The organism is Verrucomicrobiota bacterium (assembly GCA_019247695.1).
Lineage (GTDB): Bacteria > Verrucomicrobiota > Verrucomicrobiia > Chthoniobacterales > JAFAMB01 > JAFBAP01.
In genome coordinates, this window is sequence record JAFBAP010000171.1 from 1 (window position 1) to 14,480 (window position 14,480).

Sequence of the window (14,480 nt, forward strand, 5' to 3'; positions counted from 1 at the left end):
CGGAGTTCGGAGTTCGGAGTTCGGAGTTCGGAGTTCGGAGTTCGGAGTTCGGAGTTCGGAGTTCGGAGTTCGGAGTTCGGAGTTCGGAGCGGCATCATGGGGGCGAGATGCCGATGTCAAGCTCCGGTTTCGTGGATCTGTTTCTGCGTTCTCTGCGTGTTCTGCGGATGATTCCGTCTTCCCGCCGGGTGAGTCTGACCCTCGGGGGAGATCGGACCCGGTTCTACGACGCCTCCGAACTCCGAACTCCGAACTCTCTCCCCCTCTTCCCGCCGTGGTCGCCGTGGCTCGCCGTGTTCGCCGTGTGAACTCTTACGTTGTGCCCGCCACACCCGCTGTGCCCGCCGTGTGACCGTGTGATCAGAGGCGGTCGATCCTTTTGAACCAGACCTTGGACCGATCGATCGTTGCGCCTCGGGCTAAGAAAAACTCGCGCAAGCCAGGCGTATAAAAGGTTCCATCCGGTTCGGGGTTTAGACCGAGAAAAATTTCGCCGGACGGTTTCAGGAAACGCTTTTTCAGGTCCTGCAATAAAAATCGCCATGGTTCCGGGCCCCAGACGCCGGGTCTTTTGTGTTCGTTGAAGCAAATCGAGAAGGCCGTCACCAGGTCGAAGCGATCACCCAGATCAGGCAACGGTTCGAACGCTGTGATTGTCCAAACGACGCGGGGAAGTCGGAAAGCCTCGAACATTTCACCGTACATCGGGGGATCATCGATATCCAAACCCATTCCCGAATGTCCCAAAAACCGGCTGACGAGCAGAAAGTAGCCGCCTCCACTGCCCAGGTCGAGGATGCGCAACGGGTGCCGGCGCGTATTCAAACGCAGTTCCTGCGCGCGCTTGATGTTCAACCGCAGCCATCGCGGTGCGTCGACGTACTTGGGCCAATGCGTTAGTTCACCCGGAACCGAGTATTTCTCACGGATCCGCGTCAGGGCAGCCTGATCAACCCCGGCCAGAACGTCCTCGATCCGAATCGGATGCAAACGGCGGTAAATCAAGTTTTGAAAACTCTGGAGTGCGGTGCCGTCGAGGAGCTTGGAAAGTTTGTGCCGGAGTTTCATGAATCGAGACGGCGGTGGTCGTACAATTCAACCCCGCAATCAAGCGATTTCCGAAGAGGCGCCTTGCGGTGTGCGTCGTGCGGAGCGGCGGGACTGGACGGCCACGAACAATCCGATCGCGAGTGGCGGAAACAGGAACAGGTGCCAGTAGCTCGTCCAGGGCGCAACCTGGTCAGCCACTTGCAGGGCACCCTCGATCGAAACGGCCTGGGTGCCTCGCCGTAGTACGTCCACCTCCAGGCGCCATCTACCCGCTGCAGGAATCTGCACCAGGGCAGCGTAATACAACCGGTTCTGAGCCGCGCGATGATCGAGTTGGAAAGATTGCAGGTTGGAAGTGCTGTTCGCTGCGCAGAGGGGCGGAGCCCAGGCGGAGGCAGGCAGGGCTTTCGGCGTTTCAGGCGCCAGGGTTGCGCGGACCTCTGCGTCTAAAATCGCGGCGTGGGTAGCGGCATCCTGGACCAGCACGCTGAGATCAAGCGGTCCGGCTGAAGGAATGCCCGGATCCGTAAAGACCGACACCTGCAGGCCTTGGCGTATCGCGGTAAACTGAACGGTGCCGCCGTCGGCCCGGCAGGTACCGGTCAGGACAAACCACACGAGGCAAAAGCCGGCCAGACGTTGGATCCTCGACTTCATTGCATCATTAACCCGCGCATCTGCATCGGCTGAAAAAGGATCCAAACGCCTGCGGCAAACAACACCAGCGCCGCGCCCATCCACGGGAGGGCAAGCCGCAGCGCCGCCCCTGAGCCGGTCCCGCCGAGCCGGCGCGCCGTCCGCCAGAGGCCAAGGAGTGATACCAGGAAGCCGAGATCCAGCAGGAAAAACTCAACGTCCAGCCATTCCGGAAAAGCCCAGCTCCGCGGGTGCCACGCCGGCAGATTCGCCGGAAGCCAGTGCAGGTCGGTAAGGATCCTCTGCAAAATGGGAATCGGCGCGTGCGAGGCCGCGAACAGGTGAAACATGAAGTGGGCAAGCCACATCGCCGCCCCCAGGGGTGCCAGATCGACCAGAAACTGTGAGATGATGTCCTTAATCGCCAGACGGCAGTTTCCGAAGGTTTGGCTTATCCAGCCGCACGCGCCGAGCAGAACCCCGGGAAGAACCATCACCAGGACGACGTAAAACCATGCCACCGCCACGGGGTAGGGGAGCAAACCGAAGCTAAGGCGGAACCATTCGAGAAAACCGGCCACGGGGCTAACCATCGCCGCGGCATTGGCGTAAGCGCCGAAAATCAGCACCGTGAAAATCGCCAGCAGGTCGAGGCGCCGGCTTATCTTCCCAACGCCGGATGTCGAAAGATCGTGGCCGAGCGCGGCAGCCGGTTTGACCGCGATCACGCCGACATTGTCGTGCGGGCAGGCTCGGACGCAATCCAGGCAGAACGTACAATCCTGGTTGCTTTGCTTGCGGGGTTGGAAGAGGCGGAGTTCGCAACCGCGCTGTATTTTGTCGCCGCGGATACAGGCGTGCGACCGGCAATCCCGGCAGACGTCAGGCGTGCGCACCCGGACTTCGAAGGGTGAAAACCAAGCCTGGAAAAAATGGAACTGCCCGATCGGACAGACGTATTTGCAGAAGCTCGCGCCCCGGAAGATGCCGTCGATCACGAAGGCCGCAGTAAAATACCCGACGATGATCCACGCGGTCAGCCAAGGGCTGTTCCAGAGAGAAAATGCCTCGTAGGCCCACAAGTAAATGGCCAGGAGCAGGACGGCAATCCATTTCGACCGCAACGCCCGCGGCCAGTTCCGGTCGGCGGGCAGAAATTTGCGTCCTATGTCCCGCAGGAACGTGAAAGGGCACGCATAACAAAACACGTTTCCGAGCAGGACGAGGGCGATGACGGTGAAGCCTCGCCAGTGTATCCAGGGCAGCACCCCGGCAAGGTTCAAGGGCGCAACCTGCGGGCCGAAAAACCCGTCGGCAACGATCGCTGCCGCCAGCAGGAACAAAACAGACTGGATCACGCGCCGTGTGACCAGCGATTTCAGCACCCGGCCGAGATAGGGTAAGCGCAGAAGATCCGTTCGGCGCGGCCCGGACGGATACCGCGCCGGGGAAAGAGAAGACCCGGCCGGGACCGGCATCGGGCGATAGCGCCGCGGCGGCGAAAGAAATTGCCAGGCGATAACGCCGGCCGGAATCAGAAAGAGGAGAGATCCCGGCACCCACATGATGGCGCCGGCGATGTTTTGATCTGAGACTGCGCTGATGTTGCCCAGCCGGGGCACCCGTTCGTAAGTGGGGTAAAGGACCCGGTCGTAAAAACTCAGGAAGGCGGACAGCGCGGTGTTCTCAAAATCGGCGAGGAGCAGGTATGGAATCATCGCCCAGCGCGGCCAGCGCGGCCGGCTCGGCCAGGGCTGGATCACGGGCCACCAGAACAAGAGGGCGGTGGTCAGAAAGCAGGCGTGCTCGAACTCGTGCCACGCTGATGAGTGCAGCGTCAGTTCGTAAAAGGGGGGCAGGTGCCAAAGCAAAGTCGCGGCAACGTACGCCAGCCAGCAAACGGCCGGATGCGTCAGCCGGCGTCCGGCTTGTTTGAGCCACGGGCTGGTGAGCAGCGGTCCGGCGACGTCGCGCGCCAGCCAGCGCGGCATTCCGCTGAGCAGCGGCAAGTACGGCTGCCCGAGCAGGAGGAGGGCAGGGGCCACCATCATCAGGAGCAGGTGCTGCACCATGTGAACCTGCAGCAAAAGGCTGCCGAATGCGTCCAGGGGTGAACAAATGGCGATGAAAACCGTGAACAACCCGCCTTCGAAACAGCACAAACGCCAACCGTCAAAGCGTCCCGGCGCAAGCCGGCGGACCCTGAACCAGCCGCGCAGGTAAACCACGCCGGCTAAAAACAGCAGCAGGACCGGCTCAAGGCGGAAAGACCATGAACCATAAATCGCGTCGTTTACATCCATTGAAACTCTGCGGGCTGCCAGGACCCGCTTACCCTATTGCCACTGCCCCGCGAAAATGCAAAAACCGCGCGGGCGGTTCTCAGCCCGCGCGGTCGTTGAAAAAAAGGGGATCTCAGTCGTGGTGATCGGCCCGGGGCGGTTGTTCAACCCCGGGCGGCGGCGGCGCGTTCTTCACCGGTTGCAGGCCGGCCGGTTCGCCCGCACGGTAACCCTTCGACGGAATTTCCGGGTCACGCGCCGGGATCTCGTTGCGTGGGTGCAACGAGGCGAGGTACGCGACCAGACAGCGGACCTCCTCCTGCGAAAGGGTGTTTCCGTACGCCGGCATGTTGCCGCCGCCCTGAATCACCTGCCGGACCAGTTGGGGCTGCGTCATTCGGGTCCCAATGCGGGTCAGGTTAGGACCCCGCTGGCCGCCATCCTCACCGACCGCATGACAGTTCCGGCATTGCTTGTTCTGGAATACCACCGCGCCCGCCAGTTCGACCGGCGTACGGTCTTTGAGCAAATCCGGCGGAAGCAGGTTGTTGGACCACGCTTCCATGTGCGGCGACCACGGCCCGGTCATCCCAGCATAGGTCAGCATCCCGATCGTCAGATAAATCAGAATTACCGCAATGATCGAGACCGGGCGGCGGCGCCAGTTTTTTTCGCCTTCGCCGCAGACAAAGGGCAACAGGAACAATATGCCGATGGCGATCACCGGCATTACAAAGAAAAGCACGTATTCCGAGCCGTTCGGCAGCAGGGCCGCCGCCGACAAGAGCCACAGGAACGGAAAGTCCGGCTTGGCCTCGGAAATGACCAGGTTAGGCTGCGCCGGGATCGCAGGACCTTTAGGTCCCACGAATAACGCCAGGCAAACGATGGCGATTAACAGCAGCCCGTTCGCCACCAGGTCCTTACTGACCACGTCCGGCACAAACGGGGCGCCCTGGTCACGCAAAACCCGGTGGTAAAATTTGTCGTACGTCGCCCTTCGGACCTGGACGCCGGGCGCGGGCACTTCATTAATGCCCTTGCCGAGCACCAGCCGGAGGTGCACCGCCAGCATCGCCAGCAAAGTCCCCGGGATGATGAAGACGTGCAGCGCGAAGAAGCGGCTGAGCGTTTCACTCCCGATAATAGGCCCCCCTAACAACAGGCTGACAAGGTCACCCCCGATGACTGGGACGCGCCCCATGATCGCCGCCCCGATGCCTACGCCCCAGTACGCGTCGGCATCCCAGCGCATCACCTGGCCCGTAAACGCCATCCCCAAGGTGACCAGCAACAACACGACGCCGGTGATCCAGGTGAGTTCGCGCGGGTACTTGTAAGCGCCCCAGAGGAACACCTGCGTCATGTGCAGAGCCATCATGATCACCATCATGTTGGAACCCCAGTAGTGCATTCCGCGCATGAACCAGCCCAGGGGCGTAATGAAGTTCAGCGTTTCCAACGTCTGATAGGACTCGGCCGCGGACGGAACGTAGACGAAAGCGAGCAGGATACCGGTGACGAGCTGCATCACAAGGCACAGCGTCGTCATGCTTCCGAAGGTATAAAACCAGCTCCCGGTGCTCACCGGCACAGGGTGACCCGCCGTCTGTTCCCAAAGCTTGACGAGGTGGAGTCGCCGGTCCAACCAATTCGCGGCATTTCGAAGCGCGTTCATCATAACGTTGGCTATGCTTTCGGACTGAGCGGATGGGCGATGGTGGGCAGGTAACCGCCGTTGATCTGCAGTTCACCGTTTTCGATCTTGGACTCGTACTTGTAAAGCGGGCGCGGCGGCGGCCCGGCGGCGTGTTCGCCGTCGGCGTAAAATGCGCCTCCATGGCACGGGCAGAGAAAAAGCTTCGACTCTTCGAACCAACGCACCGGGCAGCCCAAATGCGTGCAATTCACCGCAAACACGGTGATTTCATTCTGCGCCAACCGTCGAACCCAGACCGGAATGTGGGCCGTCGGGCCGTCCTCGGGGCGGGCACCCGGATTGGTGAAAGATGCCATGCGGGTGGTGTTCTCAGGGAACTGGGAAAGCGATCCAAGCGAAATCCAGGTAGGAGGCGGCTTCCTGAAGCTGGCAAGCACAAAGCCGATCAGGGGCACGCCTACCATCGCCGCGGCAATCGCGTTTAATCCGACCCCCAGCCCGAACAAAAAATCACGGCGTGAGGGGGAGTCGGCCCGGATCCCCGGGGGCGGTGTATGCTCGTTTATATCGTGATCGTGATCGTGATCCGGATCCATAAATGGGAACTAGTGAGTTATGGGTGTCGGCCCCGGGGCGCCCGCCTCGACGAGCTCCGGGCTGGTCCGTTGGCGGTGTGAAATCAGCCAGGCCACCACGTCCGAAATTTCCTCCGGCGACATCGGCTTGTTCGGCACCAGTTGTTGGTAGTTCGGCATCCCGAGTTCCGGCCGCCCGGCAATCACGACGGACCGCAGGTACTGGTCGCTGACCAGGTGCAGGTAGTCGGAATTCACCACCGACCCGCCCTTGCCGCCGTTGCCATCCTCATTATGGCAGCTTGCACAGTAGGTCTTGAACGCCGTTCCGCCCCGGCCGGCGTCGGCCGGAGGCGCAGAATAGGGCGGAAGGGCTGTCCCGGCCGCCGGCGCACCGTTTTTCGCCCAGTCGTAGATGCCGTTCACCAGTGAGTCCATCTGCTCGGCCGTCAGATCTCCGTTATGCCCTTCCTCAAATCCCGGCATCAATGAATTTTGGACCCCCTCGGAAACCACTTTGCGCAGGACGTCGCGCGGAATCACCGCCAGGTAGAGCGGATTGTTCATCGCGATCGACGGAGTCAAATCCTTCCCATCGCTGTGGCAGGCCCGGCAGTTAGTCTGGTACAGGGTAGTAAACTCAGTGATTGAGCTCGGCGGTTTCCATCGGTCTTCCGGCCGGGGTTGGCCGGGGAACCGGCCGCAGCCCGTGACCGTCAGGCAGGCGAGGCCCGCCAGGCCGCAAAGAAAGTGCTGCCGCCCAAAATATTTCTTCATGGTTCCTTCCGCTCGGTTTCCATGGCGTGGACACCCAGCCGGGCCGCCAGCGACCAGGACTGCATCGTCTCGACCTTTGCAGACTTGTACACCACGTACCCGCCGACCACCCCGAAGGAAACCTGGCAGATTACGAACCAAAACCAATTGACGTGCTCTGCGAGCGCCGGGTTGATGATGTCGAAGATCGGCGCGAGAAGCGCCGTCCAGATCAGGGGCGTCACGATACCGCCCCAGAGCCATTCAAAACGGGCCGGCAGCATCGGCAGCAGAACGGTATAGAGCAGTCCGACCATAACGCAAATAATCCCGTGGGAAATCACCGCGACCAGGAAGGCGCCGATGTGAAATTGGTCCAGGGTTTGCACCGTGGCATCCGTCATTGACGGCAAAGCCGCCGCTGAGAGCAGGTTGATCGGATACCAGATGCTGTGTTGCGCCACCAACCCGTACAGCATGGCCAGGATTGCCATGGCGGCCCCTCCCGCCAGGCCGCCCTTGACCCCTGCCGAATACCGGTGAACCTTGACCGGGTAATAAGTCCGGTGCGATCCTCCACTCATCTCAATCGCGCTCACGCTGCGCGGCGAAACCTTTATGGGCGCAGCCCGCACCGCGGCGTAAGGTGAAATCTCGTGCTTCGGCACCGGGAAGACATCGCGGAACCAGCCGATCGCACCGGCCAATCCGACCAGAAGACCCACCAGCGACACGAATAGTTGGGTCACCACCCCGAGCGCGAGCAGGGTGACGCCCAAGGCCGCTATGATCGGCCATGCGGTGGGAAGCGGCAGTTCAACGCCGTCTTCATGTTCGTGCCCATGATGTTCGTCGTGAGAAGAATGCGCTGACGCCTCCGGGTGCGTCTCCTTCTTCGCCTGCGCGAGCGTGTATTGTTCAGGGTCCATCGGGAATCTTCCAGGTGCTTGCTAGTAAACTCTCGGGCTGATGATGTAAACGACGGTTAAAACCACCACCCAGACGGCATCGACGAAATGCCAGTACCAGGAAATCATTTCGATATGCTCGTGGTGCCGGTGCTGGATGGACCCGCGCAGCGAGGCGATCAGGACCATCGATAGAAGGAGCGCCCCGACCACCACGTGGCTCGCGTGTAAACCGACCAGCGAATAATAGGTCGACCCGAACAGGTTGCTGTTGAGGGTCAGGTGCTCCCGGTAGATCAGCTTGTTCCACTCCATCCCCGTATAAACAAGAAAACCGAGGCCCAGCAGGACGGTCACGCCCCACCACAGGTGGAACCGAGGCAGGTTGTTGTGCTTGAGCCAGTGCTCGGCCCTCACGATGGTGCCGCTGCTGCCGAACAGCATGATGCTGCCGAGGATCGGTAGTTCCAGCACTTCATGCGGGTACGGGCCGCTCAGGCTTTTGCCCATGTAGTAGACGTATGCTACCACGAATATGGTGAATAGCGCCGATTCGGTCAGAATCACCAGCGTCATCCCCACTTTACGGGGAGACGGCAGGGTCCATTCGGCGACGTTTACGGGGTTTTCAGCTGCTGCGTTGCTCACTTGTCTGCTCCCTTGATTGTTCCCTGGTGGTTACTCGAACTTCCAGTCGGGATCTTCCGGATGTTTGAGATCCCAAAGCGGACGGCGGCTGCGCACTTCGGGCAAGGTCTCGAAGTTGTAATCCGGCGGCGGAGAAGTGGTGGCCCACTCGAGCGTCCACGCGTCCCATGGATCCTCCCCGGCCTTCTTGCCGCGCCAGGCTGACCAGAAAAGGTTGAAGATGAAGATGACCGAGGCTACCCCCTGAATCAGTGCGCCGATCGTCGACAGCAGGTTCCAGATCTCCCAGCCCCGGCCCGGCTGGTAAGTGTAGATGCGCCGCGGCATACCCAGAATGCCCGCGAAGTGCTGCGGGTCGAACGTCAGGTGGAAGCCGATCGTGAAGAGCCAGAAATGCCACAGGCCAAGCCGGTGGTCCAGCATCCGGCCGAAGGCTTTCGGGTACCAGAAGTAGGTGCCGGAAAAGATGGCCATCACGATGCCGCCCACAATCACGTAATGGAAATGCGCTATGACGAAGTAGGAGTCGTTCAACTGCCAGTCATACGGTGCTACACCCAGCATGATGCCCGTCAGCCCGGCAATCAGGAATTGCAGGATGAAAGCGATGGAGAAGAGCATCGGCACTTCAAAGCGAATCTTGCCGCCCCACATGGTCCCCAGCCAGTTGAAGATCTTCAGACCGGTGGGGATCGCAATCACCATGGTCGCAAACGCAAAGAAGGTGACGCTGAAGGAGTTGAGGCCAACCGTGAACATGTGGTGAGCCCAGACCCCGGCGCTGACAAACCCGATCAGGACGCTGGCCGCCACCATCATGGGGTAGCCGAAGATCGGTTTGCGGGAAAAAACCGGCACCACTTCGTTCAGGATGCCGAAGGCCGGCAGCACCAGGATGTACACTTCCGGGTGACCGAATATCCAGAAGAAGTGCTGCCAGAGGATCGGCGAACCGCCCGCCAGCGGCTCGAAAAACTTCGCGCCCAGGTAACGTTGCAGCAGGAGCATGATCTGCGCGGCGGACAACGGCGGCAGGAAGACGACCACGAGAAACATGGTCGTCAGGCTCAGCCAGGTAAACAGCGGCATCCGGTAGAGCGTCATGCCCTTGGTCCGGTAACAGAAGATGGTCGTCATGATGTTGATGCCGCCCGTCACGCTGCCGATACCGCTCACCAGCAGGGCCAACGACCAGTAATCCACGCTCGGCCCCGGGTAGAAAGCGCGCGAGCTCAGCGGGGCAAGGGCAAACCAGGCCACCTCGGGCGGCCCGCCGGCCGCGTAAAGGCTCGGCCCGGTCACGTAACTCAGCAGAAGCAGGCACCCGCCGAAAAACGTGAGCCAGAAAGAGAAGGCGTTCAGCCGCGGAAACGCCATGTCGCGCGCCCCGATCTGCAACGGCACGATATAATTGGCAAACCCGAAAATCAGCGGCATCGCCACGAAGAAAATCATGATCGTGCCGTGCATGGTGAACAGGGCGTTGAAGGTTTCGGGGTTGACCAAATGGTTGCCCGGCAGCGCCACCTGCAGCCGAATCAAGGTTGCCATGATCCCGCCGGCCACGAAAAACAACCAGGCTGTGCCGATGTACAGCAGCCCTAGCTTTTTGTGGTCGACGGTGAAGACGAGGTCGTTGACCCAACCGGTCAGGGTTCCTTTCTCCTGGCCGGGAAGTGCCGGAAACTCCTCCGTCCCGACTTCAATCGTACTGGTTCCGTTTGCCATGTTATTTAAGGGTCTTGAGGTAGGCTAGGATTTGCTCCACCTGGGCTTCTTTGAGCTTCATGTTAGGCATCAGGCAGCCCGGCTTGAGCACCTGCGGGTCCTGCAGCCAGGAGCGCAGGTTGGCATCATCGTTCGGGGCAACCCCCGAGCCCAGCGTCTGCCGGCTGGCGAAGTGGGTAAGGTCCGGTCCGAACACGCCGTCGGCTACGGTTCCGGTAATACGATGGCAGCTGCCGCAGGAATTATCTATAAACTGCCTTTTGCCCTGGTCGGCAGTCGAGTTTTGGGGTGGAACCTGCTTCTGGTCCGCAACCCACTTTTGAAAATCCTCCTTCGATTCAACGATGACGCGGATGAGCATGTTGGCGTGCTGGTCGCCGCACAACACCGTGCAGTTGCCCAGGTAAACGCCGGCATCCCACGGCTGGATGAACATCGTGTTTTCGTAGTTGGGTACCAACCAGCTTTTGCCTCCCAGTTCAGGTACCCAGAAACCATGGTTCGTATCAGCCGAATGCAGGATCAGTTGCGTGACCTCGCCGGTCTTCCGGTCATCGACCGGAACGTGCAATTCGTTGGCGGTGACGATGTCCTCTTTCGGGTAACGGAATTCCCACCAGTACCGGTGGCCGACCACCACGACCTGGAGGTCGTTCGGGTTGCTCCGCGGCGCGCGAAGCTCGCCGATGGTTCGGGCTGTGACCAGAGCCAGCACCACCACGATCAAAATCGGCGGCACCGCCCAGGCCAGTTCGATCGCCGCGCTGCCGTAAACCTGCGGCGGCTCAGCATTGTCGTCTTCGGGGCCGCGCCGCCGGTAGCGCCAGATGGCGTACACGGTCAGGCCCCCGACGATCAGAAATATACCGGCGCAGATGACCATCGTCAGCACCGCGATCTGCATCAACGTATCGGCCGGACCCGAGTGCGGCTCGAAAATGTTCTGGATCGGACGCATCGGCAGGCTTGAACCCTGCGCCCACGCCGAAGCCCCCTGCGCCAGCCAGAGCAAGGTCACCAAACCTGCCCCGGAGCGGGCCGGGGGCGGTCCACCCGGAAAAAGTTTTCGAAGTTTGCCCTTCTGACACCGCTCCTGACTGACGCCGGTCGACCTGCTCAAGCGCTCTCCCAAAAGGCCCTGGGTATCAACGCAATTCATTCGGCTCGCTCCATGGCTTCGTGGTGTTCTCTTCCTATATTATCGAACCATAAGTTTTTCTAATACTTCTTCGTCCCTTTTTACAGATCGTGGGGGCGGGACGGGGGGAAAACTGCGGACCTAAGTAGATACTGAAAAAGGGATGAACCAGCGCCATTCGTCCAGCTTTTTTTTACGTTACCCTTTTCAATTTTTGACCAGCCCAACTGGTCCCGGTACGCCGGATTTCCCCTTCTGTTCGTTGGAGAGGCCGTTTCCGGCTTATGCAATGAAGGAAGATTTTGCCCGGGGTGCCGCCCTTGCTCCCTCCCGCCGGTTGCGGTAGAGCTTTTGAACCGACGCAATGAACCTAGAATTCAAGTTTGATCCGGACGGTTTGATCCCGGCGATCGTGCGGGAAAGCCGGCCGCCCGGCCGGGTGTTGATGATGGCCTGGATGAACCGCGAAGCCCTCGCGCGCACCCTCGAAACCGGCCTGATGCATTACTGGAGCCGCTCGCGCCGCAAACTGTGGCTCAAAGGCGAAAGCAGCGGCCACACTCAGCGGGTGCAACGCTGGTTTGCCGATTGCGATCGGGATGCCTTATTGTTCGAGGTGGAACAGGTCGCCGGTGCGTGCCATACCGGTTACCGGTCCTGCTTTTTCCAGGAACTGGATCGTGAAGGAAACCCCTTGCCGGTCCGGGAATCCAAGGTGTTTGAGCCGGAGGCTGTGTACCGCTGATGAATCCGCACCCGTTGTACCCGTCGTTTGCGGAGTTTGCCGAACTGGCCAAACAGGGCAACCTGGTCCCCGTCTATACGGAGTTCGTGGCCGATTACGAGACTCCGCTCAGCGTGCTTGAAAAAATCGATGACGGCCGGCGCTCTTTTCTCTTCGAATCGGCCGAACTGAACGACCATGTCGGGCGGTATTCGATCCTGGGCAGCCAGCCGCGGGTCTACTTCGAAAGCCGTGGCGCCGAAATCCTGATTGAAGAAAACGGACGCGAGGAGCGTTTTATCACGAATTCAGACCCGCTGACGGAGGTTAAACGCCTGATGGGACGCTACCGTGCGGTGTCCCTCCCGAATTTGCCGCCTTTTGCAGGGGGCGCCGTCGGCTACATCGGTTTCGATGTGGTCCGTTTCTTTGAGCCGACGGTATCGCCGCCGCCGGCGGATACCCTGCAACTGCCGGATTCGGTGTTCATGATCACCGACAACTTCCTGGTTTTCGATCACCGGTTCCGTCGCCTGAAGATCGTGGCGCTCGCCCTCCTGGAGGATCAGGACCCGGAAACGGCTTACCGGGAGGCGGGGGCGAGGGTTCATGGGATCATCGGCCGGCTGCAGGCGCCGACGTCCAGCCGGTTGATGAACGCCGCACCGATCCCCGCCTCGCTGCAGCCGGTCAGCAACACCACCCGTGAGGAATTTTACGAGATGGTGGAGCGGGCCAAAGAGCATATCCGGGCCGGTGACATCTTCCAGATTGTGCCTTCGCAGCGTTTCGAAGCGCCTTTTCGGGGTGATCCGCTGGCGTTATATCGCGCGCTTCGCTTCGTGAACCCGTCGCCCTACCTGTTCTGCCTGCGTCTGGGCGAGCGTTTCGCGCTGGTCGGAAGTTCACCCGAGGTGCACGTGCGCCTCCAGGGACGGAAAGTGGAGATCCGGCCCCTGGCGGGTACCCGCCGGCGGGGCGCAACTCTGGAGGAAGATCAGAAACTTGCGGAGGAACTCCTGTGCGACCCCAAAGAGCGTGCCGAACACGTCATGCTGGTTGACCTGGCGCGGAACGACGTCGGCCGGATCTGCGATTACGGTTCAGTCAAGGTTTCCGACCTGATGACCATCGAGCGCTACAGCCATGTGATGCACATCGTCTCGCACGTGGCCGGCTGTCTGCAGGAAGGCCGGGACGCCTACGACGTCATGCGCGCCACCTTTCCCGCCGGCACGGTCTCGGGTGCCCCCAAAGTGCGGGCCATGCAGCTCATCAATGAGTTCGAAAAAGCCAAACGCGCCGTCTACTCCGGGGCGATCGGCTATTTCGGTTTCGATGGGAACCTCGATTCCTGTATCGCCCTCCGGACGGTGGTCATGAAAGACGGCATGGCCTACGTGCAAGCCGGCGGCGGCGTGGTTGCGGACTCCACCCCGGAAGGCGAATATCAGGAGAGCGTGAACAAGGCGATGGCCCTGTTCCGGGCCATCGAGCGGGCCCAACAACTGTTATGATGCTGGTTATCGACAATTACGATTCGTTCACTTACAACCTCGTCCAGTATTTCGGGGACTTGGGAGCCAGCATGGCCGTCCGCCGCAACGACGAGATTACGCTGGATGAGGCCCGAAAGTTGGACCCGGAACGCATCTGTTTATCGCCGGGACCTGGAACGCCCCTGGAAACGGGGATCTGTAACGACCTGATCCGTTATTTCGGCCCGCGCGTTCCGATCCTGGGCGTCTGCCTCGGACATCAATGCATCGGGCACGTGTACGGCGGCGAGGTCGTTCGGGCGGACCGGTTGATGCATGGCAAGACCTCCCCCATCCTGCACGAAGGCGATGGCGTGTTCGCCGGGTTGCCGAACCCGTTTGAAGCGACCCGTTACCATTCATTGATCGTCCGGCGTGAAACCCTGCCGCCGGACCTGGAGATCCTGGCCGAAACCTCCGACGGCGAGATTATGGGGCTGCGGCACCGCCGGCACCCTGTCCACGGGGTGCAATTCCACCCGGAGTCAATCCTCACCCACGAGGGTCGGAAGCTCCTGGCCAACTTCCTCGCGATGCGAGGGTGAGGAGTAACTGGTGCCAAGTGCCGAATGAAAGAGCCTCTGCCGTTCCGTTTCATGCGTCCCGATAGGACGACGGCATCCCCGCCTGCTCGGCACCCGCCGCTCCGTACCAACCCGTTCCCCGCTACCCGTTCCCCGCTACCCGCTACCCGTTACCGGTTCCCCGAAGACGCGTTCAAAACACCCGGGGAACCGGGTTTTGACCTCACCGATGCTGACCTCGCGGCCTGATTCCCGGCTTAGCGAGGTCATCGTAACGCCGGCCAACCCGCAAGGCACGATGTGATCAAACCCA

General features: G+C 60.8%; 13 protein-coding genes. 3 read left to right on the plus strand and 10 right to left on the minus strand.

Annotated elements, in window-relative coordinates:
- Positions 1-360 precede the first annotated feature (360 nt).
- The 10 genes from JO015_20410 to coxB all read right to left on the minus strand — a co-directional run bounded on the left by JO015_20410 (position 361) and on the right by coxB (position 11,402).
- The gene (locus JO015_20410) at positions 361-1,068 is read right to left on the minus strand and encodes a class I SAM-dependent methyltransferase (protein MBW0001465.1); all 708 of its coding nucleotides are present in this window, start codon (positions 1,066-1,068) and stop codon (positions 361-363) included.
- A 39-nt stretch (positions 1,069-1,107) separates the two neighbouring features.
- Complete coding sequence (locus tag JO015_20415; GenBank protein ID MBW0001466.1) at positions 1,108-1,707, minus strand: hypothetical protein; 600 nt, start codon at positions 1,705-1,707, stop codon at positions 1,108-1,110.
- Complete coding sequence (locus tag JO015_20420) at positions 1,704-3,989, minus strand: cytochrome c oxidase assembly protein (protein ID MBW0001467.1); 2,286 nt, start codon at positions 3,987-3,989, stop codon at positions 1,704-1,706. Before JO015_20420 ends, JO015_20415 begins: the two co-directional genes overlap by 4 nt.
- 112 nt (positions 3,990-4,101) lie before the next feature.
- Complete coding sequence (locus JO015_20425; GenBank protein MBW0001468.1) at positions 4,102-5,646, minus strand: cytochrome b N-terminal domain-containing protein; 1,545 nt, start codon at positions 5,644-5,646, stop codon at positions 4,102-4,104.
- An 11-nt stretch (positions 5,647-5,657) separates the two neighbouring features.
- The gene (locus JO015_20430) at positions 5,658-6,224 is read right to left on the minus strand and encodes a ubiquinol-cytochrome c reductase iron-sulfur subunit (protein ID MBW0001469.1); all 567 of its coding nucleotides are present in this window, start codon (positions 6,222-6,224) and stop codon (positions 5,658-5,660) included.
- 9 nt (positions 6,225-6,233) lie between these two features.
- Entirely contained in the window at positions 6,234-6,980 is a 747-nt protein-coding gene (locus tag JO015_20435) for a c-type cytochrome (GenBank protein ID MBW0001470.1), read from the minus strand.
- Complete coding sequence (locus JO015_20440; protein ID MBW0001471.1) at positions 6,977-7,888, minus strand: hypothetical protein; 912 nt, start codon at positions 7,886-7,888, stop codon at positions 6,977-6,979. The genes JO015_20435 and JO015_20440 overlap by 4 nt, the downstream gene beginning before the upstream one ends.
- Positions 7,889-7,909: 21 nt before the next feature.
- A complete protein-coding gene (locus JO015_20445) occupies positions 7,910-8,443 on the minus strand; it encodes a heme-copper oxidase subunit III (GenBank protein ID MBW0001472.1) in 534 nt (177 codons plus the stop codon).
- Between the two features lie 102 nt (positions 8,444-8,545).
- Positions 8,546-10,243, minus strand: a complete 1,698-nt coding sequence (gene ctaD / locus JO015_20450; protein ID MBW0001473.1) for a cytochrome c oxidase subunit I — start codon at positions 10,241-10,243, stop codon at positions 8,546-8,548.
- Position 10,244: 1 nt separating this feature from the next.
- Positions 10,245-11,402 carry a cytochrome c oxidase subunit II gene (gene coxB / locus JO015_20455; GenBank protein MBW0001474.1) on the minus strand — a complete coding sequence of 386 codons (1,158 nt, stop codon included), beginning with the start codon at positions 11,400-11,402 and terminating at the stop codon, positions 10,245-10,247.
- A 343-nt stretch (positions 11,403-11,745) separates the two neighbouring features.
- Between coxB and hisI the strand changes: the two genes are divergently transcribed.
- From hisI to JO015_20470, 3 genes are read left to right on the plus strand one after another with little or no spacing between them, the layout of a single operon-like run.
- Positions 11,746-12,126: a phosphoribosyl-AMP cyclohydrolase gene (gene hisI, locus JO015_20460; GenBank protein MBW0001475.1), complete on the plus strand. Its 381-nt coding sequence runs from the start codon at positions 11,746-11,748 to the stop codon at positions 12,124-12,126.
- Positions 12,126-13,622 carry an anthranilate synthase component I gene (gene trpE, locus JO015_20465; protein MBW0001476.1) on the plus strand — a complete coding sequence of 499 codons (1,497 nt, stop codon included), beginning with the start codon at positions 12,126-12,128 and terminating at the stop codon, positions 13,620-13,622. The genes hisI and trpE overlap by 1 nt, the downstream gene beginning before the upstream one ends.
- Positions 13,619-14,188 carry an aminodeoxychorismate/anthranilate synthase component II gene (locus JO015_20470; protein ID MBW0001477.1) on the plus strand — a complete coding sequence of 190 codons (570 nt, stop codon included), beginning with the start codon at positions 13,619-13,621 and terminating at the stop codon, positions 14,186-14,188. The genes trpE and JO015_20470 overlap by 4 nt, the downstream gene beginning before the upstream one ends.
- Positions 14,189-14,480: the final 292 nt, after the last annotated feature.